This is a genomic window from Cecembia rubra (assembly GCF_003014575.1).
GTDB classification, from domain to species: domain Bacteria; phylum Bacteroidota; class Bacteroidia; order Cytophagales; family Cyclobacteriaceae; genus Cecembia_A; species Cecembia_A rubra.
This window is the reverse complement of the sequence record NZ_PYGF01000005.1, coordinates 125,421-148,746: the sequence shown is the minus strand read 5'-3', so window position 1 is coordinate 148,746 and position 23,326 is coordinate 125,421. Positions and strand designations below refer to the sequence as shown.

Below are 23,326 nucleotides of genomic sequence, written 5' to 3'. Positions count from 1 at the left end.
ATGTTGAAAATTTAGTGCTGTTTAGGGTAGAACAATGTAGAATGAGGAATTAGGAATGCAAAAATAGAAAATCACGAATTGATTGAATCCACAAAGTGGTATTTGCCCCGGGTGAAACCATTGGTAAAAGATGATCTTTAAAATTGAGAATCCCAACACTAAAAGGGTTGAAGTAAAAATTCTTTTGAATATTTTCCCATAAACCAATCTTACGGGAATCCTGTTAAAGAAAAAAAAGCTTTTCATGTCATCAGCCAAAGACAGCCTTTCACCTGAAATGATCAAGATCCTGAAAATCTTTGGAATAGGATCTTTACTCTTCGTGTTTTTGCTTTCATTTTTCAATGAAAGAAGGGCTGACAATTCAGGGGAGGCCAATTCCTTACTTCGGATCACAGATGCAGACAGGCTTTTTTTCAAAAATGTCCGGGCAGCCTATTATGATCTGGAAGGAAGGGATGATGCCAAAATCAATATTTACCGCTACGGTAAACGCATTCAGGAAGAACAATCCCCAAATCTCAACCTTTCCATATTGATTAACCGGATCAAGGACGAGGCCTATATCTTCGTGGAACCAATCCCCGAAACCCTTCCTTTCAAATTGATCTGGAACAATCAAAGCAAGCAGGAATCCGGAGAATTGACTTTTTATGGTGGCGGTACTTTGGAACACTATGATTTTGTCAGTAAATTATCTCCCCTACTGGAAGAAAATTTCCGGTTAGAGATGGAATTAGAAAACGGTGAGCGTTATGAAATCCTTACGGATCCTAAACAAAGGAATGCTTTAAAAACTACTATCAAAGACTATTTCCGCTTGATCAATCAACCAAAATAACCCAATGGAACTACAGCGCATCAATAACCTTTGGAAGTTTCTGTCCATAAAAAATAACCTCAAGCTGGACTGCTCGAAGCAAACTGATGTGGAATACCATATCACCAAAGGGAACCTGGTACTGAAACATAGTTTTAATCCACAATTACTCCAACAATCCAGACTCGTCATTAAGGACAAGAATTTTCAGGAGAAGTTTTGCCAACACACCTATTCTGCTTCGAAAAAGCGGTTTGGCTTTAAGGAAAAACCCGCTTCTTTAAGCTCCCAGAAAATCTTCTTCCCTAAAGAGCTATTGGTCAAATACCAAATGTTTGACCTGGAAATCTGCAAGGACTACCAGGGACACTACCAGGTAATTATTGGTCCGTTCTTCCCAAAAAACGTTAATGAAATCCTGAACCAGGTAAATCCTATCGCCCGTACATTCTGGGTCAAAAATTTCTTTGCTGAAGGAATTCGTAATTAAAAAAACCCTTGGAATTTCTTCCAAGGGTTTTTCACTTTATGTACTACTTAGAATAAAAACTTTACTCCTGCCAGAAAATTGGTCCCTGCCTGAGGATAGAAGAAGTTTTCGGTTACCAACTCTCTTCCAGATACACCCTCCCCTGGAAGGAAATAGCTAAAAGTATAGCCGTTAGGTTCATATAGTCTATTGAAGATATTGTTGACCAAGAGCGTGACTTCCATGTTTTTTACAAACCGTGGTCTCACAGCATAATTAAACCTTAAATCTGAAGTCCAGAATGCATTTAAAGATCGGGCTTCATTTTGGGTATTATCCAAATACTGTCTCCCCACATATTTATTGAGCAAGGAAATTTCCAGGTTCTTGATAGGCCTATAATCCAAAATAGCTGCAGCAACTACATTGGGAGAAAAAGCGATATCAGTATTTTGATGGGCAATTACTTCCTGCCTAAAATCCGCTATGGAATAGTCATCCAGGTATTCCAAAAATTCGGCAATTTTATTTCGGCTAAGAGCAAGGTTACCACCTAAAGTGAATTTTTCTGTTAGCCTGTATGCACCGTCCAACTCTAAACCCAAACGGTACGAATCATCCACATTGTCTCTTACATATGCCCCAACATCATTCAACTGACCCGTCAGCACCAATTGATCCCTATATTTCATGTAGTATAAATTGGCATTGTAGGAGAAATTGGTGGATTGCCTTTTGAATCCTGCTTCTATGTTTTGAAGATTTTCATGTTTCGGTGCCCTCTCAATGATGGGAGAATCCGTAAAATCCCTTCTTACAGGCTCCCTGTTGGCCACCGCATAAGAGGCATACCACTGCTTTCCTTCAGCAGCTTGGTAGATAAATCCAAATTTTGGATTGAAAAAGGCAAAATTTACCTGTCCTGTGACATCCCTTAAGTCATTATTGATCCCATCAAATCGATAATCAATCCATCTTCCTTGTAAGTCACCATAAGCAAACAATTTGTCGGTCAATTTGTAAGTGGCCTTGGCATAAATATTAGCGTCGTCCTTCACCGCCACATTATCATAGTACCTGTCACGTATATTCGTGTTTCCGGCAAATTGCATCCAAATGATTTCACCAAAATGATCCCCATCGTACCGGTTGATACCACCACCAATTACTGCATCCAATCTTCCATCATCGGAAATATAATTCATGGAAAAAACACCCCCATAGAAATCATTGTCAAGCCACCTTCTACGGATAATATTCATACGGGAAATTGAAGTTGCCCCAACTACCACAGGAGGCAGGCCATATCTGTTTAACCTGTCATTAGGTCTGAACTGCTCAAAAAATCCCCTTCCATAGGTATAATGAAGAGCAGCATTTGCCTTCCAGTTCATCCCGAAGGTTCCTGTATAGATCAACTGATAATGCTCCTGCTTATAATCATCCACCTGATTGTCATAGGTATAAGGATTGAAAGTCCTGTTAGTTGCCAAAAGATTTTCAGGAACCCCTTCCCAGGCCTGATAGGTCACTTCTGCTCCAGCAAAAACATTCATTTTTACCACATGCTTTTCACCATAATAGCCTCCCGAAAGAAAGTAAGACCTAAGGTCTGAAGAAGCCCGATCGATATACCCATCCGAAGCGATTCGGGACAGCCTTCCATCAAATGCCCAGCGGTTATTGATGAGGCCGGTACCTACTTTTACCATATGCCTCCTGGTATTGAACGAACCGAAGGAATTGTCAATTTCAGCATAGGCCTCATCCTGTCTTGTATCTGTCTGGATATTGAGGCTGGCCCCAAAAGTTGCAGCACCATTGGTGGAAGTACCTACCCCTCGCTGAATCTGGATATTGTCTACTGAAGAAGCAAAATCTGGCATATTCACCCAGAAAACCCCATGGGATTCCGCATCATTGAGTGGGATACCATTGACGGTCACGTTGATCCTGGTCTGATCAGATCCACGGATTCTTAAGCCTGTATACCCAACTCCTGCACCTGCATCAGAGAAAGACACCACAGAAGGAGTAAAATTCAGCAAGATAGGAAGATCCTGTCCTAGATTTAACCTGGAAATATCCCGTTTACTCACCTTGGAAAAGGTAGTAGGGGTCAGGTCTGTAGCCCTTGTAGCATAAACGATAAACTCCTCTGTAAGCAAGGAGCTGGGAGAAAGGAAAATCTCCAAAACCTGGTCAGTGGGAACAGAAACTTCCTTAACTTGGCTTTCATAGCCCAAATAGCTAATCCTCAATGAATAGGAGCCTGAAGGGATATTTTTGATCTGGAAATTTCCGGATAGGTCCGTAGTAGATCCCCGACCGGTGCCTACCAATATTACATTGGCACCAACCAATTCCTCACCTGTGGCACTCTTCACCACACCTCTTAAATTTGACTGGGCAAACGTCGCCCATGCCATCAGCCATAAGGCCAATAGAAACATTGATTTTTTCATGAATGATTGACATTTCACCGCTTTGCGGTTTATTGGTTAAACATCAGAAAACCTGGGGGCGATTTTCTTTTTTAGTTTACCCTTTTTCCGATACCCACATATTAAAGATTGCATGCATGAACCAAAGCTTAGCTTTTAGCGACTCTGAGTCAAAATATGTAGGTAATCAGTGTACTCATTTCCCTTCGCCGGCACTACCCGGATCAGGTATTGTGGGTATGATCTCAGCCCGTAATATTAAAAGGCACCCCTCATGATCTGAGGGCGAAGGTAGAAGGAGCATTTGGAAAAAGCAAGGACGGGAAGAAGATTTAGGAAGTCGCATTTCCTAAGGATGAAGACTCAAAGCTAATTCAAATGGCTGAAGTCGGATTTTGAAGAGCGGATTTGGGGGCGGAAATTGAAACGTAAGACATATAAAATCAAAATGAACAAGCATTAAGTAATGGAGGCATTTAGTGGCTCATTATAAAAAAAGGCAATACAGCTATGCTGCATTGCCTTTTTTTATAATATGGATTTTGTTAATCTAGTTCGTTCTAAAATTACCCCCTTCCCAAATGTCTCAAATGATTCACATGGGAAGCTATTGCTAATCTCATTTTCGGATGTTCGATATACGGAATGCCATATTCCCTGCAAGTGTCCTTGATTATCTTTGAAATCGCCGGATAATGGATATGGGAAATATTTGGGAATAAATGATGCTCAATTTGAAAATTTAGCCCACCTATCAGCCATGATAACACTTTGTTTTTTGTAGCAAAGTTTGCTGTCGTTTTTAACTGATGAATGGCCCAATCATCTTCCAATTTATTGGTAGCTTTATCAGGAGTTGGAAAAGAAGTTTCTTCCAAGACATGTGCCAACTGGAACACAACACTCATAATGACACCGGTCGCCAACCCGAAAATAAGGAAACCTACCAACCATGGTATAAACCCAACCATATAAATCGGAAGGATGATGAATAAGAAAAGGTGGACCGCTTTAAAACCCCAAAAAGATACATGCTCTTTTAAGTCCATTTTTTTAATCGGAGTTTCGGCCACTTTCTTGGTTACGTACTTCTTGTAATCAGTGAAAAACACCCAATAGAAATACAGAATAGCATAAATAAATATGAAGTAACGGTGCTGGAAGCGATGAACTTTATAACGTTTCTGATTGGGTCCCAACCTTAGGAATGCGCCTGCATTGAGGTCATCATCGTGGTCATCCACATTGGTGAAAGAATGATGCGCGACATTGTGTTTGGTTTTCCACATGTGCACATTGGCACCCAAGAAATTAATGGAAATTCCGGCCAATTCATTTACCCAGCCTTTACGGCTGAAACTCCCATGTGCACCGTCATGCATGACATTAAAGCCAATACCTGCTGTCAAGGCACCAAGGATGATGGACTCCAAAATGGCGAATGGCCAAATAGGCGTAAAGAAAACCAAATGAACATAAATCCCAATAAATGCCAATACCATTACAATGGCTTTGAAATAAAGGGAAAAGTTGCCGGTTGTCTTAAGATTTTTTTCTAAGAAATAATTTTTGATCCTTCCCTTCAAATCTTCATGAAAAGAGGATGCGGCTTGAAATCTAGGCGGACGCATTGAATGTTTTATGGGTGATTTAATGAATTAAAGGAATGAAAAACAAACAAGGTGATCGTATGACATTCTTTTCATAAAGGTACGGTAAATTATTGAAGGAATTTAGCCAATCAAGAATTTACTAAGCTGAATTATAATTATTTAACATCTTTTACCAAAAAACCTAACCCCTTTCTTTATTTCAGGTTTAATTCTATGGCTTTAACAGCTTTTTTTATTCTTTCCTTTTCATTTCCCGAAATAATTTCAAAAGGGACTCCGGTTTGTCTGACCAGCCTACTGTAAATGTCAAAAAAATGCCGTCTCATTTCCGGCTCAGGATGCTCCCGCTGAGGATCCTCTTGCCAGGGAATATCAATATCTGCAAGTAAATAGATATCGTATTTTCTGGTTTTTATCTGCTCCAATACCCAATCATGAACTTGCCCGAATTTATGTTCTGACCAAACTTTTATCACATGAAGGTCAGTATCACAGATCAAAAGTTGTCCAGCGTGCTGAGCCTTATTATCCTCCAGTTGTATCTGCCCCTTGGCAATTTCCAGCAGGTCTTCATAAACATATGGCCTGTTCAAATTTTCTAAGTAGGTTCTGGCAAATTCTGGAACCCATGGCGCTCTGAAATAAGAAGCCAAATCTTGGCTCAATGTGCTTTTCCCTGTTGATTCAGGGCCTATGACGACAACTTTTTTAAGCATAAACCTCTTGCTTTACCTTGGCCGACCTCATCCACTCAATCAGCCCTATAGTGGCCAGTACAGTAAAAAACAAAAACTGAAAAGAGGTCAGTATTAATCCTTTGTAGAAATATAAAGGGACTGAAACGATATCGGTAATGATCCATGCAATCCAGTTTTCGACCTTTTTCTTGGCCATCAGCCACATCCCTACAAAGGCTGAAGCTGTGGTGAATGAATCCCAATAAGGAACATCTGAATCCGTAAAATTGGCAAGAACGAAAAACAGAACTACGTAAGAACCCAAGAGCAGCAACACAGATGTTGCAATTCCCTTTTTGTCCAACCAAGTCACAGGTAGTTCAGCCTTTCCATTGGATGGGCGGGACCAAAGGTACCAGCCATAAATTGACATAGTAAAATAATAAGCATTGATGCCCATGTCTGCATAGAGCTTGTACTTTAGACAGATATACACATAAATCAACGTGGAGATCATGCCAGTGGGGAATACCAGGATATTTTTCCTAATTGAATAAAATACGGATGCAATACCTAAAAATACCGCAATGGCTTCAAGCCAGCTCATTTCTGCAATCCCTTCTGAGATGTCTTCCCAAATCCATTGTAAATCCATAGAGCTAATTAAAAGAGAAAATTTCGTATTGGAAAGAAGGCGGACTTCGAAAGTCGGATTGCGAAAACATTAAGTTAAGGAGGTCAGGGTGTTCATTGAATAAAATGAATTTCTCCTATTAGTTTTTCAAACTGGAAATTGACCAAAACATGTATTTTAGTTACTTTACTTGTAGGAAACGTTTTGTTAAACCTATTTACCTCCTTTTTCCCATCATATTTCTAGCCAACCTAGTTTGGATTTATTTTTATCCAACCAATAATCGGGAGGGTAATATTATTACCTATAAGGAATTTTGGTGGGTATTAATGGGGATCGGACTTGCATTTCTGGTATGGGTCATCCATAAACAAAACAAAAGGCCAGATGAAGTCTACCTCTCTTTTACTTGGTTTAATGCTTCCTTTGGCTTTACCACCATGTTTTTTACCAAAATGCATTTTGGTAATTTAGAATCCTCCTCACTGGTCTTGGATTGGACCTTTACTTTTGCAAGTATCCTGCCTGGCGCGATATCTTTAGGATGAATCCGGTATCAGGTAGCCATTGGGCTCTTTTTGCTTTTGCTTTGGCTCTTACTTTCCTCTTGCAATTTTGCCCCCATTCTTCATTCCTAATTCATCATTCTGGAATAAAATCATGTGACAATAGAAGCATGTAGGCCCCTTATGCTGCAATAATATAGCCTTACTCCCTTCCTAAAGGATACTTCTTGATTTCCAAAAGATTTTCTTTGACCAAGAATTCCTGCGCTACTTTTTGTATCCTTTCCACACTTACAGCCTCAATGTAATCTTTGGCTTCCAGAATAGCATCAAAAGGCAAGCCATATAATCGGATAGCTGATAACTGGGCATTCCAGTAATTGTTCCGCTTGAGGTTTTCTTCCAAGGCTAATCTTCGCTTTTCTTTAACTTTGTTGAGATCATCTTCAAGAGGACCATTTTCCTGGATTTTTCTGATTTCAGCCCAGGCGGCTTCTATCAAAGAATCCACCATATCAGGACTGCAGGGAAATCCAATAGAGAAGGAAAAATTGCCAACAGGCTGTATACCCAAACTACCGCTTGCCCCAACTCCATAAACTCCCCCGATTTCTTCTCTAAGTGTTTCAATCAATTTGATGGTTAAAATTTCTCCTAAATAATAGATGTCGGTGGCTTTTTTTCTATCATACTCCACTTCATCAGAAAAAAACAATATTACTTGACTTTTCTCATCAGTACCCACTTTTATTGTCTCGGATTTACCTCGTGGAGTTCTTATGCCCAAATCCCTAAATTTATCCAATTGGTCAGGATTGGAAGGCAATGATGCAACGTATTGCTCTAATAAGGGCTTGAAAGTTTCCAAGTCAATATTGCCTGTAAAGAAAAACTCAAAATTCGCAGCATTACTAAAACTCTCTGCATAGATCTCTAAAGCCCTTGGCATATCGATTTTTGCCAATTCCTCTGGGGCATAAATGCTTGTTGCCCTAAGATTCCCATTCACAAGGATGCGGTTCAGTTCTTTGGAAAATTGGTAATCCGGGTTGGATTGTGCTGAGGCCAACTGTGTCTTTTGGTTATTGATAAATACATCAAATAACTGCCTGTCTTCCCTTGGGGCTGTAAAGTACAAATAGATCAATTGCATGGCCATTTCCAAATCCTTAGGAGAGGCACTTCCTGAAATCGTCTGTGAATAGGTGCCCAGGTTGGGAGTAACAGAAACAGATTTTCCTGCCAAAATTTTCCGTAAGTCTGTTGGATTAAATTCTCCAACACCCATGACATTTACCAAAACGCCGGCATAGCTGGCGGAATAATGGTCCTCATCTCCAAATAAAGAAACACCACCTTCTCCTCTTACACTGAATACAATCTCATCATTTTTAAAATCAGTTGGTTTTACAAAAACTTTTACTCCATTGGAAAGGATGATTTCATATACATCTATAGGTGAAATATGCTCCATAGTTTCAATCCTGCCCGGAGCAGGAAGATTCTCTAGAAGGTTTTCAGCTAAAAGTTTTTCTTCATAAGGTTGTAAATCCATTTTTCCCACTGCATCAAAGAGCGCCAATACCTGTTTTTCGGTTGGTAAATTTTCTTTTTCACTATCCGGGGCCGTAACTATGATGACCCTATTATCTTCCCTCACCAAAGTCTTGGCCAGCGCATTCAGTTCTTCCAATGTGATTTTTGGCAGAATTTCCCGATAAAATTCATACTTCCAAGCCTCCCCTTCTGCAAAACGGCCATTTAGGTAATGGTTGACATAGCGGCCTACCAAGGCACTGGATTCCGTTTTGTCCATTTCTTTAAATGCCCTTTCTGCACTGTTGAGTACCGAACGCTTCACCCTATCCAATTCACCTTGGGTGAAGCCAAAACTTGCCACTCTTTCGTTTTCGGCAATCAAAGCCTGAATGCCAGCTTCCACCTTGCCAGGAGCAACAACCCCTGAAGCGGAGAAATAATCAAGATCTCTTACAAAATTTCCATATCCTGTTCCTGCAAAAATAAAAGGGGCATCAGGCTTCTGACGGATTTCATCCAAACGCTGTGTCAACATACCCCCGTATAAGGTACGTAAAAGGAAGTTGCGATAATCTTCCTTGGTGCTCAATGGAAGTGCCTTATGCTTATAAAAAAGCTGGATCTGAATCCCCGGAGCCTCTGGGTCTGTCAATATGGACACAAAGGTTTCCTTATGTTCGGGCACTTCAAAAAATTTCCTTTTTGGCGCATTTCTGGGATTTTCCCATGATCCGAAATACTCTTCAATCAAAGCGAGCAATTTATCTGGATCCTCATCACCTACCGCGATTACAGCCATATTATTAGGCCGGTACCAATCCCTATAAAATTGCCGGATTGTCTCATATTCAAAATTCTTTATCACTTCCATTTTTCCAATAGGGAGTCTGTCCGCATACTGGGAATTATGGAGCATTATTGGCAAATATTGATCTCTTAGCCTTTGGGAGTAACCTTGTCCTGTTCTCCATTCCTCCACTATGATGCCACGCTCTGCATCAATATCTTCTCCCCGCATCAAGATCCCTCCTGCCCAATCACTTAGTACCAGAAAGCCACTTCGTAATTTCTCCTCGTCATCTGATGGAATTGGTAGGATATAAACCGTTTCATCAAAACTGGTATAAGCATTCAGATCAGCCCCAAAGGAAACTCCTATGGATTGGAGATAAGATACCAACTCATTCTTCTCGAAATTCCTTGTACCATTAAATGCCATGTGCTCGGTAAAATGTGCCAAGCCAAGTTGCTTTTTAGATTCGAGCACCGAACCAGCATTTACCGCAAGTCGTAATTCTACTTTGTTTTCTGGCTTAGGATTTTGCTGTATATAATAAGTAAGACCATTGGAAAGAACTCCTCTCCTTACCCTTGGATCCAAAGGAACTTCATCGGAAAAATTGACTTGGGCAAAGCTATGGACTATGCAAATAATAAAAAGTACAAAGAGTGAAGTCAGGGATTTGTTGGTTTTCATTTTCAATAAAGCTTGATTGAAGCAAACAAAATAGTAAAAGGACTTAAAAGTTGCCTCATTCAAGCTTGAAATTCTTGTATTAAAAATAAAACCACTTCCGGTAACTTTCCCGAAAGTGGTTCTAATCTCTTCCACTATTATAATCTATTGGCCTTGTCCCAAAGAGTAGGCGGATTTTCCTTCAAAAGCATAGAGATTTTCTGTTTTTATCACATCCACATGCCTTGCTTCTGCTATTTGTAGCAATTGGATGATGTGCTGCTTGGTCAGTTGCTTTCCTTCAACAGGCTTAAAACGGCAACGCCAGTGGTCAGTACAGAAAGTTTCAGGGAACCCTTCTGGCCATACCTTGATCCCCCGGTTGGTGATCATGGTCAATTTCACCTCTTCAGAATTCAATTGCTGAATCTTTTCAGCAAGTTCTTCGGCATCAGTACCTGCCCAGTGTACAAAGACATCCACACCTTCCAAGTCCTTCTTAAGGGGAGCTTTACGGGCGTACTTAGGGAGGTTAAGCGTAGTTTCTTTTGCGTAAGCGACAGCCTTAAGCTGGGATGGCTTTTTACCCAAATTCCTGATCACCGCCTCAGCAAATTCTTTGGTACCCACTTTTTCTTTACTTACTCCTTCTTTGTAGATGTCATAGGTATGGATTCCATCTTCAATGGTTTTCAACCAGGCATTTTGTACTTTCTCTGCCACATCACTTTGACCGATATGGGAAAGCATTTGGATTGCACCTTGCAAAAGACCAGATGGATTGGCCATATTCTGACCTGCTCTTCTTGGTGCTGAGCCATGGATGGCTTCAAACATGGCACATTCTTCGCCTATATTGGCCGAACCTGCCAATCCAACAGAACCTGCTATTTGTGCGGCCACATCACTCAAAACATCTCCATACAAATTTGGCATTACAATCACATCAAAAGCTTCTGGTGTATCTGCCATTTTTGCTGCACCGATGTCTATGATCCAATGCTCATTTTCAATTTCAGGGTATTCTTTCGCGATTTCATCAAAAACCTGATGGAAAAGCCCATCGGTTTGCTTCATGATATTGTCCTTTGTAAAGCAGGTCACTTTTTTTCGCCTATATTGTCTGGCATATTCAAATGCATAGCGAACAATTTTTTCACAACCCGGACGACTGATAAGCTTTAGGCATTGTACCACTTCATCAGTTTGCTGATGCTCAATCCCAGCATATAGATCCTCCTCATTTTCCCTGACAATCACAATATCCATTTGAGGATGTTTCGTATCCACAAATGGATGCAAACTCATACATGGACGAATATTGGCATAAAGACCCAAAAATTTCCTGGTAGTCACATTCAAGCTCTTGTATCCTCCTCCTTGGGGAGTGGTGATAGGGGCTTTCAAAAAAACTTTATTTCTACGAATAATATCCCAAGATTCTTTGGCGATGCCTGAAGTGTTGCCGGCTAAATAAACCTTTTCACCTACTTCAATTTCATCTACCTCAATTTGGGCACCGGCGGCTTTGATAATGGCGAGCGTGGCGTCCATGATTTCCGGACCAATCCCATCTCCTTTTGCTACTGTGATTCGTTTCATTGCCTCTTGATTTTGTTGATGATAAAACAAAGTTCTAGAATCTATTTCATAAATTTTTATTTATGTTTGAAATATTTGCTATAAATTTATTTTATGTTTTGGGTTTAATATGATAACCCATCAATTGACATCTTCATCATTGGCACGAACCGAAAAACTGATTTTCCCTGGAGGAGCTAAATAGACATGTTTCTCCCAATGGTGAATTAAACCTTCTTTATCGACCATAAATAAGGTATATTTCCATCTTCTATCCTCATCAGTGAGCACCGGTCCACCAGGACCAGAATCAAGTGATGCCATCCAACTATGTCCTGAAAACATGTATTGCACTTCCTTTACAAAAACCAGGATTTCTCCGAGCGGTTCAATATTTATGGAATTGATAGGCTCTCCCCAGTCTTTTTTTAAAATTTCTTTGGAAGCACCTATCCAAGAATTCATCATTTTCTTCTGACTTGTACAAGAGGCAAGGCATATTACCCAAATCAAAACATGTAAATTCTTCATAAGAAAAATGTTTTGCTTAATTACACGTTACTTTGATACAATAGTTTGAAAATATAAATATTACCCAAATGATTTACCGGATTAATTGAAAAACTTAACAGTAAAACCTCGAATTTAAGCAAAATCAAAAATAAGCATTTTGAGACCTTAGGGATTAAAAACAGTTATGTCAAAGTTCTCCAAGTTTACTTCCTTTTTTATCAAACCTTTTCCTGCTTTTGGGACTGCCTATAATCTGGGAATTATAGATACCTGAATGACCGCTGAATTTGTAGGCCAAAACACAGGCTAAACCGATAAATATCCCAGCTTCTGCTCCAAAAAGCTCTATCCCCATCAGTGTGCAAGCCAAAGGGGTATTTGTTGCACCGGAAAAAACTCCTACAAAACCAGCTCCTGCCAATAAGGCCATGGGTAATGGGATAATGCCGGAAAGCGCATTACCTAAAGTAGCTCCAGTATAAAACAAGGGGGTAACTTCCCCTCCTTTAAATCCTGAACCAAGTGTCAGGGAAGTCATAAAGATCTTAGCAAGAGAATCATACCAAGGCAGACTCTCAGTAAAAGCATCAACAATGGTAGGAATACCCAAACCAATATACTTAGTAGTTCCCATGGACCAAACGATCAATGCAACCAAAGCACCACCTATCACTGGTCTTAAAGGAGGATATTTGATTTTGGAATTGAATATTTGGGACCAGGTATGAGTTGCCTTGGCAAAAAGTCGGCCTACCAAACCAAATGCAATCCCTGCGGGAATCATCCACAAAAGATTGGGTAGGTTGATCTCTGGCACCAAAGGTATTTCATAATGGGTATGGTGAACATTCCAAAATTCCGAGCAAGCATAATTTGCCACATAAGCACTAATGAAAGCCGGTAAAATCGCCTCATATCGGATTCTACCAATAATCAGCCATTCAAGAGCAAAAACTGCCCCAGCTAGAGGAGTACCAAAAACGGAGGAAAACCCAGAAGCCACTCCTATGGTAATCAGAATTTTCCGGTCTTCTTTGGTCAGTTTGAACCATTTGGTAAACTGGTCAGCAATGGCTCCCCCCATCTGTACTGCTGTACCTTCTCTTCCTGCTGAACCACCAAAAAGGTGGGTAGCGAGAGTGCCGAATAGCACCAAAGGTGCCATCCGAAGTGGAATGGTTTTTTGTGGATTATAAAACTCCTCTAAAAGTTGATTATTGCCCTTTGATACGGATTGGCCTTTATAATGGTAAGTAAGCCCAATGATCAACCCCCCCAAAGGAAGAAAGGCGATGATCCAAAGGTTGGCTTCACGGTAGTCAGTCACCCAATTCAAAGACACCAAAAAGAAAGCAGATGCTGAACCTGCAATAAATGCTACAATTCCTGAAATCAGGAGCCATTTAAGGGTAAAAACAAAACTGGGAAGAAATTCAAGTTGTAAAAATTCTTTGGTTTTAAGATAAGCTTTGATCCTCTCCAACATATAATATGCAATTAAAATGAAATCCAAAGACTATGAGCCCCGGTCAATCGTTGAAGTAGGAGTCATCAGCACCAAAATGGGCGGTTAAAGGTGGAACCCCATCACCTTTAGATCAACAAAAATATACTTTCTTGGCAAAATCTTTAGAAAAAGCACTAAAATTTATGTATAATATGAACAAAGCACCATAAACGAAGATTTTACTATAAGAGGAAATAAGCTATGAAAAACATTTTGATCACCGGAGGTTCTGGGCTTTTAGGCAAAAAAATAACCCAACTTTTGGAAAGGAAAGGCTATACAGTCGCCTGGCTCAGCCGTAGCCCGAAACAAAACAGCCAAAAATCATTCCTATGGGATGTTTCAAAGCAGGAAATAGACCCAGAAGCTATACTTTGGGCAGATGCAGTCATCCATCTTGCAGGAGAAGGTGTGGCAGACAAGAGATGGACAGCTGCTAGAAAAAAAGCCATTCTTGAAAGCAGGACCCAATCCACTTCTTTACTTTTCCAGGCGATGGAAAAATCAGAAAAAAAACCTGCCGCATTTGTTTCTGCCTCAGCAATAGGTTTTTATGGCTTTAATACTGGAGATGAAACATTGGATGAAAATTGCCCAGCAGGCACTGATTTTTTGGCCCATGTTGTTCTCGCTTGGGAAAATGAAGTAAAGATGGTTGAAAAATTGGGTATCAGGACTGTCTTACTCCGCATCGGAATTGTGCTCGACAATAAAGGAGGAGCCCTAGTCGAAATGCTTAAACCTCCTGTTGCTGCGCCACTTGGAAACGGCAATCAATGGATGAGCTGGATTGCAATAGACGATCTGGCCAGAATTTTCTTATTTTCCTTGGAAAATGAACAGGTAAAGGGAATTTATAATGCTGTAGGGCCAAAACCTGCCACCAATACAGAATTGACCCAAAAAGCAGCCAAGAAAGTCGGAAAACCATTCGTGGGGATTGGGGTTCCTGGATTTGCTTTAAAGCTTGTCCTGGGCGAAATGGCGCAGATGGTGCTTGGCGGAAATAAAGTGTCCTCCCAAAAAATACGGGAGGCTGGATTTGAATTCCGGTACCCCAGCTTGGATGAAGCTTTGGAGAAGATTTACAATTCGGATTGAGGCAGTAATGGATTTTGGAAGTTTAAACTTGGAAGGAGTTAAGGGAATTGAGTACTTAAAGTTCTGATAATTGTTCTTAATTTATTGGGCCTGAAAAGTCCGGGTAACCAAAAAATGGGATAAGTTCTTTGATAAAGGAAACAAGTTCCTTCAAAACTATTGGGCTGTAGGCCAGGGATAACACAAAAAGGTAAAATACGAAAAAGGAGGAAGGCTTAAATTATTTTCCCAGCGTACTTTTCTTTCCCATCAAAAACCAAAGGATGGTGCCGAGAAGTGGAAGAAACAAAACCACGAGTACCCATACCAATTTATCATTGGGCCCTCCAAATTTGCTGCTGACTACATCATAAACTGTATAGACATATATGGCAAGACCTATTATTCCTAATCCAAACATAGTTTATTGGTTTATATATTTTCGGTTCAAAACTCTCATTCTTTTTGAAAGAATATAATAGGCAAAGGGACCTATAAGATTGGTAATAATCAACACCATAGACCAAATCATCTCATATTTGAATCACTCAAGTCTGATTTCATTTAATTCAGTAATGCCCAATCCTATATAATTGTATACGCTATACCCAAAAGAAGCACCAACATAAAGAAAGCTGGGTTGATTAGAAAACCCATACCATCAATAATTATCGCCTTTCAAACGAATTTAAGGATTTTTTGATCAAATTATAATAAAATTGAGCCTAATTACCAGTGAAGAATAAAAAGACAGCAATCCGTTTTATTTTTGCTCTGGTATTGCCTTTGGTCCTATGACTTGTTCATTCCATGTTACAAGACGGTTCATGGCCACGCTTTCACCAATATGGAAAAGAAATCTTTGTAAAACGCTACTATGAAATTCCTTGTCTTGAGTATTATCTCAATTGCCATTTCCCTTTCAATCAGCTTGGCCCAAAGCTCATTGGTATTTCTGGATAAAAATACAGGATCAGGTATTCCAGGAGTTCTGGTAAAGGTGTCTTCTCATCCAAATCAGACATCTGATGAAAAAGGACAGGTTTACCTTCAAATCTCCAAGAACACTTTTATTTCCTTCTCCCATGTAAGCTATGAAAGCGGCGGTGTACAATTGAATGAAAACGAAAACAAAACCATTTATCTTGTTCCTGTCACGCAGTCATTGGGCGAGGTAACTGTGATTGGTTTTGAATCTGAAAGACCGCTGGTCCATCAGGCCGGAGCCATCAGTAAAGTCCTTGAATATGAATTGTACCGATTCAATGAAAATTCAATACTAAGTGCATTTAATACCAAACCTGGGATTAGAATAGAACAGCGGGCTCCTGCAAGTTATCGCATATCCATTCGTGGGAGTTCTCTACGCTCACCATTTGGAGTGAGAAATGTTAAAGTCTATTGGAACGATATACCATTTACCTCCCCAGACGGAACCACTGCCCTGAATATCCTTGACCTTAGCAATGTCCAAAACAGCGAAATCATCAAAGGTCCGGCCGGAAGTATATATGGTGCTGGTAACGGGGGAGTAATCAGCTTTGAAAGCCGCAAGCAGGTAACTGAAAATTATTTTTCCCTGGATTATGGAATAGGAGATTTCGGTCTGAACAGGTACCGCATAGGTATTGACCAGCAGATTGGAAATGGTGGAGTAAGTGCTTCCTATGTACATCAACAATCAGATGGATACAGGCAACACAGTGCCATGGACAGAAAGGTTTTCCAATTGGCCCTGCACAGCAATCCCAATGATAAGCAATCCCTGAGTACTCAAGTACTCTATTCGGACCTTGATTATCAAATTCCTGGAGCATTGAATGCCACGCAGGTAGAAGAAGACCGAAAGCAAGCCAGGCCAGGTTCAGTAGGTCAGAACAGCTCAATTAAGCAGAAAACCTTATATGGAACCTTAAGTCATGAACTGAATTTCCATAAAAAATGGAGTAATATAACTGCTGTTTATCTCAATACCACTGAATTTGAAAACCCTTTTATCTTAGATTACAAAAGGGAAACCGCCTTTAGCTATGGAGGTAGAACAAAATTCAGATTCGATGATATTTGGGGGAATTTCCCTGTAAAAATTATCGCCGGAGGAGAATATCAGTATGGGAAAACCTTGGCCCAAAATTTTGGAAATAGACAGGGCAAAGCAGATACCATTAGGTTCAGTGATGATCTGATCACAACTCAGGCTTTCCTATTCCAGCAATTTGAAATAGAGTGGACTTCCAAACTATTGATGACATTGGGATTCAGTGAAAACTTCGCCCGATATGATATAGATAGGCAAATTGATGCCGGCAGGAGAACCCCAAGTTTCAACTCTAGATCATTTGATCCAATTATCATTCCCAGATTGGCAATGGTATATAAGCTGAATGAATTTTCTGGAATACATACTAGTGTAAGCTCTGGGTTTTCGCCCCCGACCATTGCAGAAGTAAGAACGAATGAAGGAAGCATCAATTTAGATTTACAGGCCGAAAGAGGTACCAATTATGAGATGGGTTATAGGGGAAAATATGGTATTTTCAATTTGGATTTGACGGCGTTCTATTTCCGGCTCAAAGAGACCATTACCTCATTCACAAATGACCAAGGTGTAGTGCTTTTCAGAAATGCAGGGGCGACTGACCAAAAAGGAATTGAAATGCAGTTAGATTATGCCATCTATAGAAACCAATTGAGCCTAGTACAGGAAATCAAGCTGAGCCATGCATATACAGGTCACTTCTTCCAGTTTTCAGAATATAGTACAGGAGGGACTGATTTTTCAGGTAACCGACTTACAGGAGTAGCTCCTAATACCTTGGTCAATTTATTGGATATACGGACCAAACCTGGCCTATACCTGAATCTAACGCATCAATATGTAGATGAAATCCCTCTCAATGATGCCAATACTGTTTTTCAGGATGCTTACAACCTGATTGGAAGCAGGTTGGGCTGGAGGACAACCTTTGGCGGTAGATGGGACTTTGAGGTTTATGGGGGGGTTGACAATTTGCTAGATGAAAGCTATAGCTTAGGGAATGATCTCAATGCTTTTGCTGGCCGGTTTTACCAGCCGGCACCGGGAAGAAACTGGTACGGAGGAGCAAAGCTTGGGTTCCGGTATTAAACCCGAAACATGCTTTAGAATTGCTACGCCGCAGTTTACAAGTTATATCGAGATCATCTGAAGGGTAAAACATAATCAATCGCTTTGCTGCATTTAACTCATTGATAATAAAGATGACTTAGTATCATTTGCTTCAGGCTTGAAACTTTCGTGTTTCAAGCTCTCCATAAGAACCCTAATGCATTATTCGGATAAAAAAACAGGAATAAAGTCCCTTAACTTTATTCCTGAAGGTTTAACACCGTGAACAAAAAAATTGCTTAATCACCCAAGACAAAAGTAATAGAAATACTAAGGCCAAAAAATACCCTGTACAGGGTATTTTTTGGCCTTTTTTGGATATTTTCTACTGGAATTATATGATTTATTTCAGATCAATCTAAAGGACATCGTTTATTTTCCATCTTTTCTCCTCCACATCGAAGTAAACTTTTTCATCCGGGAATTCAATATATTCCACTTCTCCGGAGTTTTGAGGAAAGTACGGGCTCAAATCTTCGCCTTTGGCCATCTTATCAAATAGCATAAGCCCTTTTTCCAGCATTTCAGGAATTTCAAATTTCCAAGTCCTGAATACCTCTTCATAGTATACAAGCTGTCCATCTGGAGATCTTTTCATTTTAACGCCAACAGCAACTTTTTTGACTTTCAAAGAAGGAGCAATCCTGCTGGCTAAAAAATATTCAAAGCCATCTTTTTTATAATAAGCCTCCAAAGTGTAATCCAGGGCAAGTTTAGTATAGAATTCATCAAATGCAGGATCAAACTTATTTTCATGGGTTCCCCTTTTGGGCAAATGCCCCAAATACCGGATTGTGGTATAGATCAAAGCCTGCTGCTCTTCAGTAGTAAGGCTTTTGGAAGGATGGTATTTGTCTGCTTGGCCACAACTGCTCAATAATACCCCAAAAACTAAAATCAGAAAAAGAATTCTTTTCATACAGCAATTCCAAAACATAAATAAAAGACTTGCCCAAACAAGTTCAGGGCAAGTCCTTTATATTTTTAATGGATTTTATTTTTTTGAGTATTCAACATTCAATGGATTAAATTCAGCCCAACCATCAGTCCAGTCTGTAGATCCGAAGGCACCTTTAAACTGCACATTCTTGTCAAAGAAATTTGTCCTATTTGGCTCATTAAATTTAGCATTGCTAAAGCTAGCACCTGAGGCAAGGGATCCATTGGCCAATAAGGAAAAATTCGGATTGTTAGGATAGGTTTGAACAGTATATGGGCCGAAGAAATTTTCAGGTCTCAAACCATAACCTCTAAAGAAGTCATCAGAAGCCTCAGCAGCAGGAATGGTAGCTGTAGTATTGTTTGCAGTCCAATAAGCCTGCACATCAGCAACAACGGCACCTCCGCCGGCAGCATAATTAGTGCCTCCAGTAGGGACCAACAAAATATTATTGGACAAAACTCCTGTGCCTCCATTGTACTGGGCAGTTACCGAAGCTGTATTGAATCTCAGACCAACAGGAAAACTTGCCATAACAGAATTGAAAATTGAAACCGCTGTTCTTCTTCTCAAATCCATGGAATGAAAATTATTTGCATTGATCGATCTTGTACTACGGTCTCTAGGACCATAAACGGTTACGTTTGAGAAAGTTCCAGTAGTATAAGGTTGAACGTCATTATCATTAGGCCCATTATCTGCTTCAAATGCATTGGACTGAGACTGGTCTGCGTATGAGGGGTTTCTTACCACCAGGGCAAACTGAACATTGCCAGAGTATCCATAATCGATATCTAAATCATCATCCCAAGTAGAATGAGAAATCAGATATTTTCCATTTACAGTGCCCCCAAACCATTCAAAACCATCGTCACCTCCAAAGGAAACCATAACGTTTTCGAAGAATGTACCTCTACCTACACCCCCCATTGTAACAGAGTTGGTTTCATTGTTTGGGGTCAATTCAATTCCTGCATATTCTACCCTCAAATACTGGAATTCTCCAGAATTATCCTCATCATTATCACCCCCAAAAATTCTTTGAGGGCTTACACCTTCTATGGAAGGATCCACTTGGTTGGTTCTGGCACGACCCAATATCACCAAACCACCCCAGTCGCCTCTGTCTCTTTCTCCTACTGCCTGGGAGGATGTCATAACAATAGGTCTTTCTTTCGTACCTCTGGCGATCAGTTTACCGCCTCTGTCAACTATTAGAAGAGATCGTGTTCGTTTTTCACCATAAATGATGGTTCCTGGCTCAATGGTAACAGTGACACCGTCAGGAATAAATACCTGGCCTTTAAGCAAATACTGCTTATCTGCAGTTAGGGTTCTTGTTGTCAAATTTCCCTCCAGCTCTACCAAAGTTTCCTGCTGCTTGTTGTCAGGAACTCCATTGTCCTCAATACAGGAGAATGTAAGAGCTAAAAGTGTCACCAGGACGAAGAATCTTAATGATTTTTTCATAAAAGGAGTTAATTATAAGTTTAGTCTAATTTATTTGATCCGATAATTAAGGGATATGCTGAACAGGGATCCTTTCCTCCACAAGTACATGGCATCATCTAAAGAAGTGTCAATTTTCTTGTCGAAGTTGGAATCCTGATAGAATCTGAATTGGTAGTTAAGAAGGTCTTGGATGCCGAATTTCAGGGTTGTACGCTCAGAAAAAGTCTTACTGAATGTAAGGTCCAATGCATGGCGCTGAAGCTCGTAGATGGATGGGTTGTTCACATTTCCAGCCACAAAGATTCTTGGACCTTGTACATTATATGCCAAGCTCGCCTGGAAATTACTCACTGGATCGATAAAATACATGGCTGCATTGACCACATAAGGAGACTGGCCCTGTAGGGCACGTCTATTGGCTTCGAAGGCAACATTTTTACCCAGAAACACCTCTGACCAAATCAAGGAAGCATTCACGTTAAAGGAAAGGTTTCTTAGGAATGGAGTACTGGTAACTTTGCTTAAGGATTTTCTCGCTTCTATCTCTACACCATATACTTGGGCACTTTCTGCGTTAGCATAAGTAAACTGGAGCGTTTCAGTAATATTTTGCTGAACCTTTTCAATGGGATTATTGAAGTTTTTATAGAATGCCCCTACACTAAAAGTTTCCCCTTCACTTGGATAGAACTCGTACCTCAGGTCCAAATTGTCAATTGTGGCCATCTGGAGATCTGGATTACCGAAAAACCCTGCAATCATTTCAAAACTGTAATAAAGAAAAGGAGCAAATTCCCTGAATTCAGGCCTATTTACTGTCCTTCCATAACCAGCTCTCATCAATGATTTTTTGGAGAAGTTGTAATCAAGGTTGAAGGATGGTAAAACTGCAAGCTCTTTATTGGTGACCTTTACCCTGCTTGCATCATTTGCAGAATTTAAATCCTGGATGCTGTATTCTGTTCTAACGCCACCTGAAAAGTTGAAGCTGCCCAATGGATATACGCCACCTATGTAACCTGCTGATACAAATGTGGATGCATCATAACTATCACTAGGTCTAGTTCCCTCCTGGACCAACCAGCCATCAAATTGTCTATAATTTTCAGGTGCAAAAGCCTGATCTATCGGCAATCTAATCAATCGTTCTCTAGCAGCCGGGTCATGGAATCCAGGAAAAAAAGTGGTGATATACCTCGCAGTGAAATCCCTCATTTTATAATCCACCAAATATCCTGCTCTTAAAATTCTTGGCCTGTCCTTTTCTGCTCCGGCAAACTTTTTCTCAAAATTTAGACCCTGAACAGCCCCCATCTCAAAAAGGTCACCATAATACCTGCCCATATCCTGAGGGCTGCTGCTAGGAGGATCAATCAATAAAAACTCGCCCTGCTCTGATCCCCTTGTATCTAGGAAGGTTCTAAATCTTCTAAAATCCGGCTCTTGATGGTACAGGTAATTTCCACCCAAAACCCAGTTCCATTTGGTCAGCTCATTGTTGAAGAAATGCGTACCCTCCAACTGTCCTGTATAAAGACGTTTTGACTCATATCGGAAGGCATAATCCTTTGCACCTTCAGGCCTTTGAATAAAGTCCCTTCCTTCCCTAAGTATAGTTTCATTGAAGCCAGATTGGTTGAATAGGTTTCTGAACTCAATTTTATTGTTGGCGTTTAATCTCAAAATCCAGTTGGACATGATGCCCAACTCATTGGTTTTAATGAAGTTTTGATCAAAATATTCATCCCTTTTTTCAGTCGGTCTTCCAGGTTCAGGGAAGAAGTACCTACTTCTTTCCGCTAAAAAATATTGATAGCTTTGGGAAAGAGAGGCACTTGTGATGGTTGACAATCTTTTTCTTCCTAAGCTCCAGTTTTGACCGAAGGCAAATCCAATATTTCCATCTGGAAGTGCATTGGAAGATGCCAGACTATAATTGTTTGACAACATTTGTCCAGCTCCAGCCCTTAACGGGTTGCCTGTGCTAAGTGACAAAAGTTTGTCCGTACTTGGGAAATTGATAGGAAGTCCTCTGTTGCTATCAAATCCCAACCAATCGGTGCTTGATCCAGCTGTTTGCTGGTAAGTATTGAAAGTGGTATTCTGTCTGAATCCTATACCCATACCAATACTGAAAAAATTTTCATCAACAGTATTTTTGGTGAAGACTTTGATCATACCGCCGGCAAAATCCCCGGGAACTTCCGGAGAAGCTGATTTGTAAATCATCATCCTGTCCAGGTTTTCAGAAGGGATCAGATCAAATGAAAAAGTTCTTTTATCTACTTGGGTAGTAGGGGCGATTGAATTGTTGATCATTACTACATTATACCGATCATCTACTCCTCTTACCCTAACGAATTTGTTGTCCACAATACTTACTCCGGATACACGCTTCATCACTTGGGCAGCATTGCCATCCTGGGAAAGCCTGATCTGATCTGAGGAAATACCGCTTACAACCTGCAGTGATTTTCTAATTTCTGATACGATTGCTACATCTGATCCTGTATCCCTTGTAGCTATTACAACTACTTCCCCTAAGTCCCCAAGATCTTCTTCTAATACCACATTCAAAACAGTTGCCTTTTCCGCTACCACTTGAATGTTTTCAAACCTCAATGTTTTGTAAGAAATAAAGGAAATAACAACAGTATAAATCCCCGGTTCCACCCTGTTGATTTCGAAATCTCCATCGATCCCGGTTGGAACACCCAAAGATGTTCCTTCTATAATTACATTTGCGCCTATAATGGTTTCTCCTGATCTGGAATCCGAAACCAATCCTCTGATAGAACCTGTTTGTGCAAAAACAAGGTTTACCAAAATCAATGACAAGGCAGTGAGCAATAATTTCAATTTCATAAGTATTGACTTTGTACAGCGTTTTCCTGATGGTACAAAAGTCGATAGCTAATGTTAATTGAGCGGGTCCAAAAAATTATGA

General features: G+C 40.2%; 17 protein-coding genes and 2 riboswitches. Of the genes, 5 read left to right on the top strand and 12 right to left on the bottom strand.

The window, feature by feature from the left end; genetic code table 11:
- Positions 1-244 precede the first annotated feature (244 nt).
- Entirely contained in the window at positions 245-841 is a 597-nt protein-coding gene (locus CLV48_RS10760) for a hypothetical protein (RefSeq protein WP_106567287.1), read from the top strand.
- A gap of 4 nt (positions 842-845) precedes the next feature.
- Positions 846-1,310: a hypothetical protein gene (locus tag CLV48_RS10755; protein ID WP_106567286.1), complete on the top strand. Its 465-nt coding sequence runs from the start codon at positions 846-848 to the stop codon at positions 1,308-1,310.
- 47 nt (positions 1,311-1,357) lie between these two features.
- Here the strand turns inward: CLV48_RS10755 and CLV48_RS10750 are convergent, their stop codons facing one another.
- The 4 genes from CLV48_RS10750 to pnuC form a co-directional block, all read right to left on the bottom strand.
- The gene (locus CLV48_RS10750) at positions 1,358-3,754 is read right to left on the bottom strand and encodes a TonB-dependent receptor (protein WP_106567436.1); all 2,397 of its coding nucleotides are present in this window, start codon (positions 3,752-3,754) and stop codon (positions 1,358-1,360) included.
- Between the two features lie 163 nt (positions 3,755-3,917).
- A riboswitch (TPP riboswitch) is annotated at positions 3,918-4,016 on the bottom strand.
- Between the two features lie 283 nt (positions 4,017-4,299).
- Complete coding sequence (locus CLV48_RS10745) at positions 4,300-5,364, bottom strand: fatty acid desaturase family protein (protein ID WP_106567285.1); 1,065 nt, start codon at positions 5,362-5,364, stop codon at positions 4,300-4,302.
- A gap of 176 nt (positions 5,365-5,540) precedes the next feature.
- Complete coding sequence (locus tag CLV48_RS10740) at positions 5,541-6,062, bottom strand: AAA family ATPase (protein ID WP_106567284.1); 522 nt, start codon at positions 6,060-6,062, stop codon at positions 5,541-5,543.
- Positions 6,055-6,678: a nicotinamide riboside transporter PnuC gene (gene pnuC, locus CLV48_RS10735; protein ID WP_106567283.1), complete on the bottom strand. Its 624-nt coding sequence runs from the start codon at positions 6,676-6,678 to the stop codon at positions 6,055-6,057. The genes CLV48_RS10740 and pnuC overlap by 8 nt, the downstream gene beginning before the upstream one ends.
- Before the next feature lie 149 nt (positions 6,679-6,827).
- Between pnuC and CLV48_RS10730 the strand changes: the two genes are divergently transcribed.
- Complete coding sequence (locus CLV48_RS10730; RefSeq protein WP_106567282.1) at positions 6,828-7,205, top strand: hypothetical protein; 378 nt, start codon at positions 6,828-6,830, stop codon at positions 7,203-7,205.
- A gap of 160 nt (positions 7,206-7,365) precedes the next feature.
- On the opposite strand, the gene CLV48_RS10725 is transcribed toward CLV48_RS10730, so the two are convergent.
- The 4 genes from CLV48_RS10725 to CLV48_RS10710 all read right to left on the bottom strand — a co-directional run bounded on the left by CLV48_RS10725 (position 7,366) and on the right by CLV48_RS10710 (position 13,738).
- Positions 7,366-10,179: a M16 family metallopeptidase gene (locus CLV48_RS10725; RefSeq protein ID WP_106567435.1), complete on the bottom strand. Its 2,814-nt coding sequence runs from the start codon at positions 10,177-10,179 to the stop codon at positions 7,366-7,368.
- Between the two features lie 144 nt (positions 10,180-10,323).
- Positions 10,324-11,760, bottom strand: a complete 1,437-nt coding sequence (locus tag CLV48_RS10720; RefSeq protein ID WP_106567281.1) for an NADP-dependent isocitrate dehydrogenase — start codon at positions 11,758-11,760, stop codon at positions 10,324-10,326.
- Positions 11,761-11,880: 120 nt separating this feature from the next.
- Positions 11,881-12,270, bottom strand: coding sequence for a hypothetical protein (locus CLV48_RS10715; RefSeq protein WP_146140088.1), 390 nt, complete (start codon positions 12,268-12,270; stop codon positions 11,881-11,883).
- Between the two features lie 169 nt (positions 12,271-12,439).
- Complete coding sequence (locus tag CLV48_RS10710) at positions 12,440-13,738, bottom strand: voltage-gated chloride channel family protein (RefSeq protein ID WP_106567279.1); 1,299 nt, start codon at positions 13,736-13,738, stop codon at positions 12,440-12,442.
- Positions 13,739-13,787: 49 nt separating this feature from the next.
- A riboswitch (Fluoride riboswitch) is annotated at positions 13,788-13,853 on the bottom strand.
- 107 nt (positions 13,854-13,960) lie between these two features.
- On the opposite strand from CLV48_RS10710, the gene CLV48_RS10705 reads away from it, so the two are divergent.
- The gene (locus CLV48_RS10705) at positions 13,961-14,860 is read left to right on the top strand and encodes a TIGR01777 family oxidoreductase (protein ID WP_106567278.1); all 900 of its coding nucleotides are present in this window, start codon (positions 13,961-13,963) and stop codon (positions 14,858-14,860) included.
- 220 nt (positions 14,861-15,080) lie between these two features.
- Here CLV48_RS10705 and CLV48_RS10700 read toward each other — a convergent pair whose 3' ends face one another.
- Positions 15,081-15,260, bottom strand: coding sequence for a PLDc N-terminal domain-containing protein (locus tag CLV48_RS10700; RefSeq protein ID WP_106567277.1), 180 nt, complete (start codon positions 15,258-15,260; stop codon positions 15,081-15,083).
- A gap of 456 nt (positions 15,261-15,716) precedes the next feature.
- On the opposite strand from CLV48_RS10700, the gene CLV48_RS10690 reads away from it, so the two are divergent.
- A complete protein-coding gene (locus tag CLV48_RS10690) occupies positions 15,717-17,966 on the top strand; it encodes a TonB-dependent receptor family protein (RefSeq protein WP_106567275.1) in 2,250 nt (749 codons plus the stop codon).
- A 379-nt stretch (positions 17,967-18,345) separates the two neighbouring features.
- On the opposite strand, the gene CLV48_RS10685 is transcribed toward CLV48_RS10690, so the two are convergent.
- The 3 genes from CLV48_RS10685 to CLV48_RS10675 all read right to left on the bottom strand — a co-directional run bounded on the left by CLV48_RS10685 (position 18,346) and on the right by CLV48_RS10675 (position 23,244).
- On the bottom strand, positions 18,346-18,906 hold the full coding sequence (locus CLV48_RS10685; protein WP_106567274.1) for a hypothetical protein: 561 nt from the start codon (positions 18,904-18,906) through the stop codon (positions 18,346-18,348).
- 75 nt (positions 18,907-18,981) lie between these two features.
- A complete protein-coding gene (locus CLV48_RS10680) occupies positions 18,982-20,397 on the bottom strand; it encodes a hypothetical protein (RefSeq protein ID WP_106567273.1) in 1,416 nt (471 codons plus the stop codon).
- 30 nt (positions 20,398-20,427) lie between these two features.
- Complete coding sequence (locus tag CLV48_RS10675; RefSeq protein WP_106567272.1) at positions 20,428-23,244, bottom strand: TonB-dependent receptor; 2,817 nt, start codon at positions 23,242-23,244, stop codon at positions 20,428-20,430.
- Positions 23,245-23,326 lie beyond the last annotated feature (82 nt).

What these genes read in the sequence shown, in the direction of transcription:
- CLV48_RS10760 (WP_106567287.1), top strand. Translation starts at nt 245, where the DNA reads ATGTCATCAGCCAAAGACAGCCTTTCACCTGAAATGATCAAGATCCTG.
- CLV48_RS10755 (WP_106567286.1), top strand. Translation starts at nt 846, where the DNA reads ATGGAACTACAGCGCATCAATAACCTTTGGAAGTTTCTGTCCATAAAA.
- CLV48_RS10750 (WP_106567436.1), bottom strand. Translation starts at nt 3,754, where the DNA reads ATGAAAAAATCAATGTTTCTATTGGCCTTATGGCTGATGGCATGGGCG.
- CLV48_RS10745 (WP_106567285.1), bottom strand. Translation starts at nt 5,364, where the DNA reads ATGCGTCCGCCTAGATTTCAAGCCGCATCCTCTTTTCATGAAGATTTG.
- CLV48_RS10740 (WP_106567284.1), bottom strand. Translation starts at nt 6,062, where the DNA reads ATGCTTAAAAAAGTTGTCGTCATAGGCCCTGAATCAACAGGGAAAAGC.
- pnuC (WP_106567283.1), bottom strand. Translation starts at nt 6,678, where the DNA reads ATGGATTTACAATGGATTTGGGAAGACATCTCAGAAGGGATTGCAGAA.
- CLV48_RS10730 (WP_106567282.1), top strand. Translation starts at nt 6,828, where the DNA reads ATGTATTTTAGTTACTTTACTTGTAGGAAACGTTTTGTTAAACCTATT.
- CLV48_RS10725 (WP_106567435.1), bottom strand. Translation starts at nt 10,179, where the DNA reads ATGAAAACCAACAAATCCCTGACTTCACTCTTTGTACTTTTTATTATT.
- CLV48_RS10720 (WP_106567281.1), bottom strand. Translation starts at nt 11,760, where the DNA reads ATGAAACGAATCACAGTAGCAAAAGGAGATGGGATTGGTCCGGAAATC.
- CLV48_RS10715 (WP_146140088.1), bottom strand. Translation starts at nt 12,270, where the DNA reads ATGAAGAATTTACATGTTTTGATTTGGGTAATATGCCTTGCCTCTTGT.
- CLV48_RS10710 (WP_106567279.1), bottom strand. Translation starts at nt 13,738, where the DNA reads ATGTTGGAGAGGATCAAAGCTTATCTTAAAACCAAAGAATTTTTACAA.
- CLV48_RS10705 (WP_106567278.1), top strand. Translation starts at nt 13,961, where the DNA reads ATGAAAAACATTTTGATCACCGGAGGTTCTGGGCTTTTAGGCAAAAAA.
- CLV48_RS10700 (WP_106567277.1), bottom strand. Translation starts at nt 15,260, where the DNA reads ATGTTTGGATTAGGAATAATAGGTCTTGCCATATATGTCTATACAGTT.
- CLV48_RS10690 (WP_106567275.1), top strand. Translation starts at nt 15,717, where the DNA reads ATGAAATTCCTTGTCTTGAGTATTATCTCAATTGCCATTTCCCTTTCA.
- CLV48_RS10685 (WP_106567274.1), bottom strand. Translation starts at nt 18,906, where the DNA reads ATGAAAAGAATTCTTTTTCTGATTTTAGTTTTTGGGGTATTATTGAGC.
- CLV48_RS10680 (WP_106567273.1), bottom strand. Translation starts at nt 20,397, where the DNA reads ATGAAAAAATCATTAAGATTCTTCGTCCTGGTGACACTTTTAGCTCTT.
- CLV48_RS10675 (WP_106567272.1), bottom strand. Translation starts at nt 23,244, where the DNA reads ATGAAATTGAAATTATTGCTCACTGCCTTGTCATTGATTTTGGTAAAC.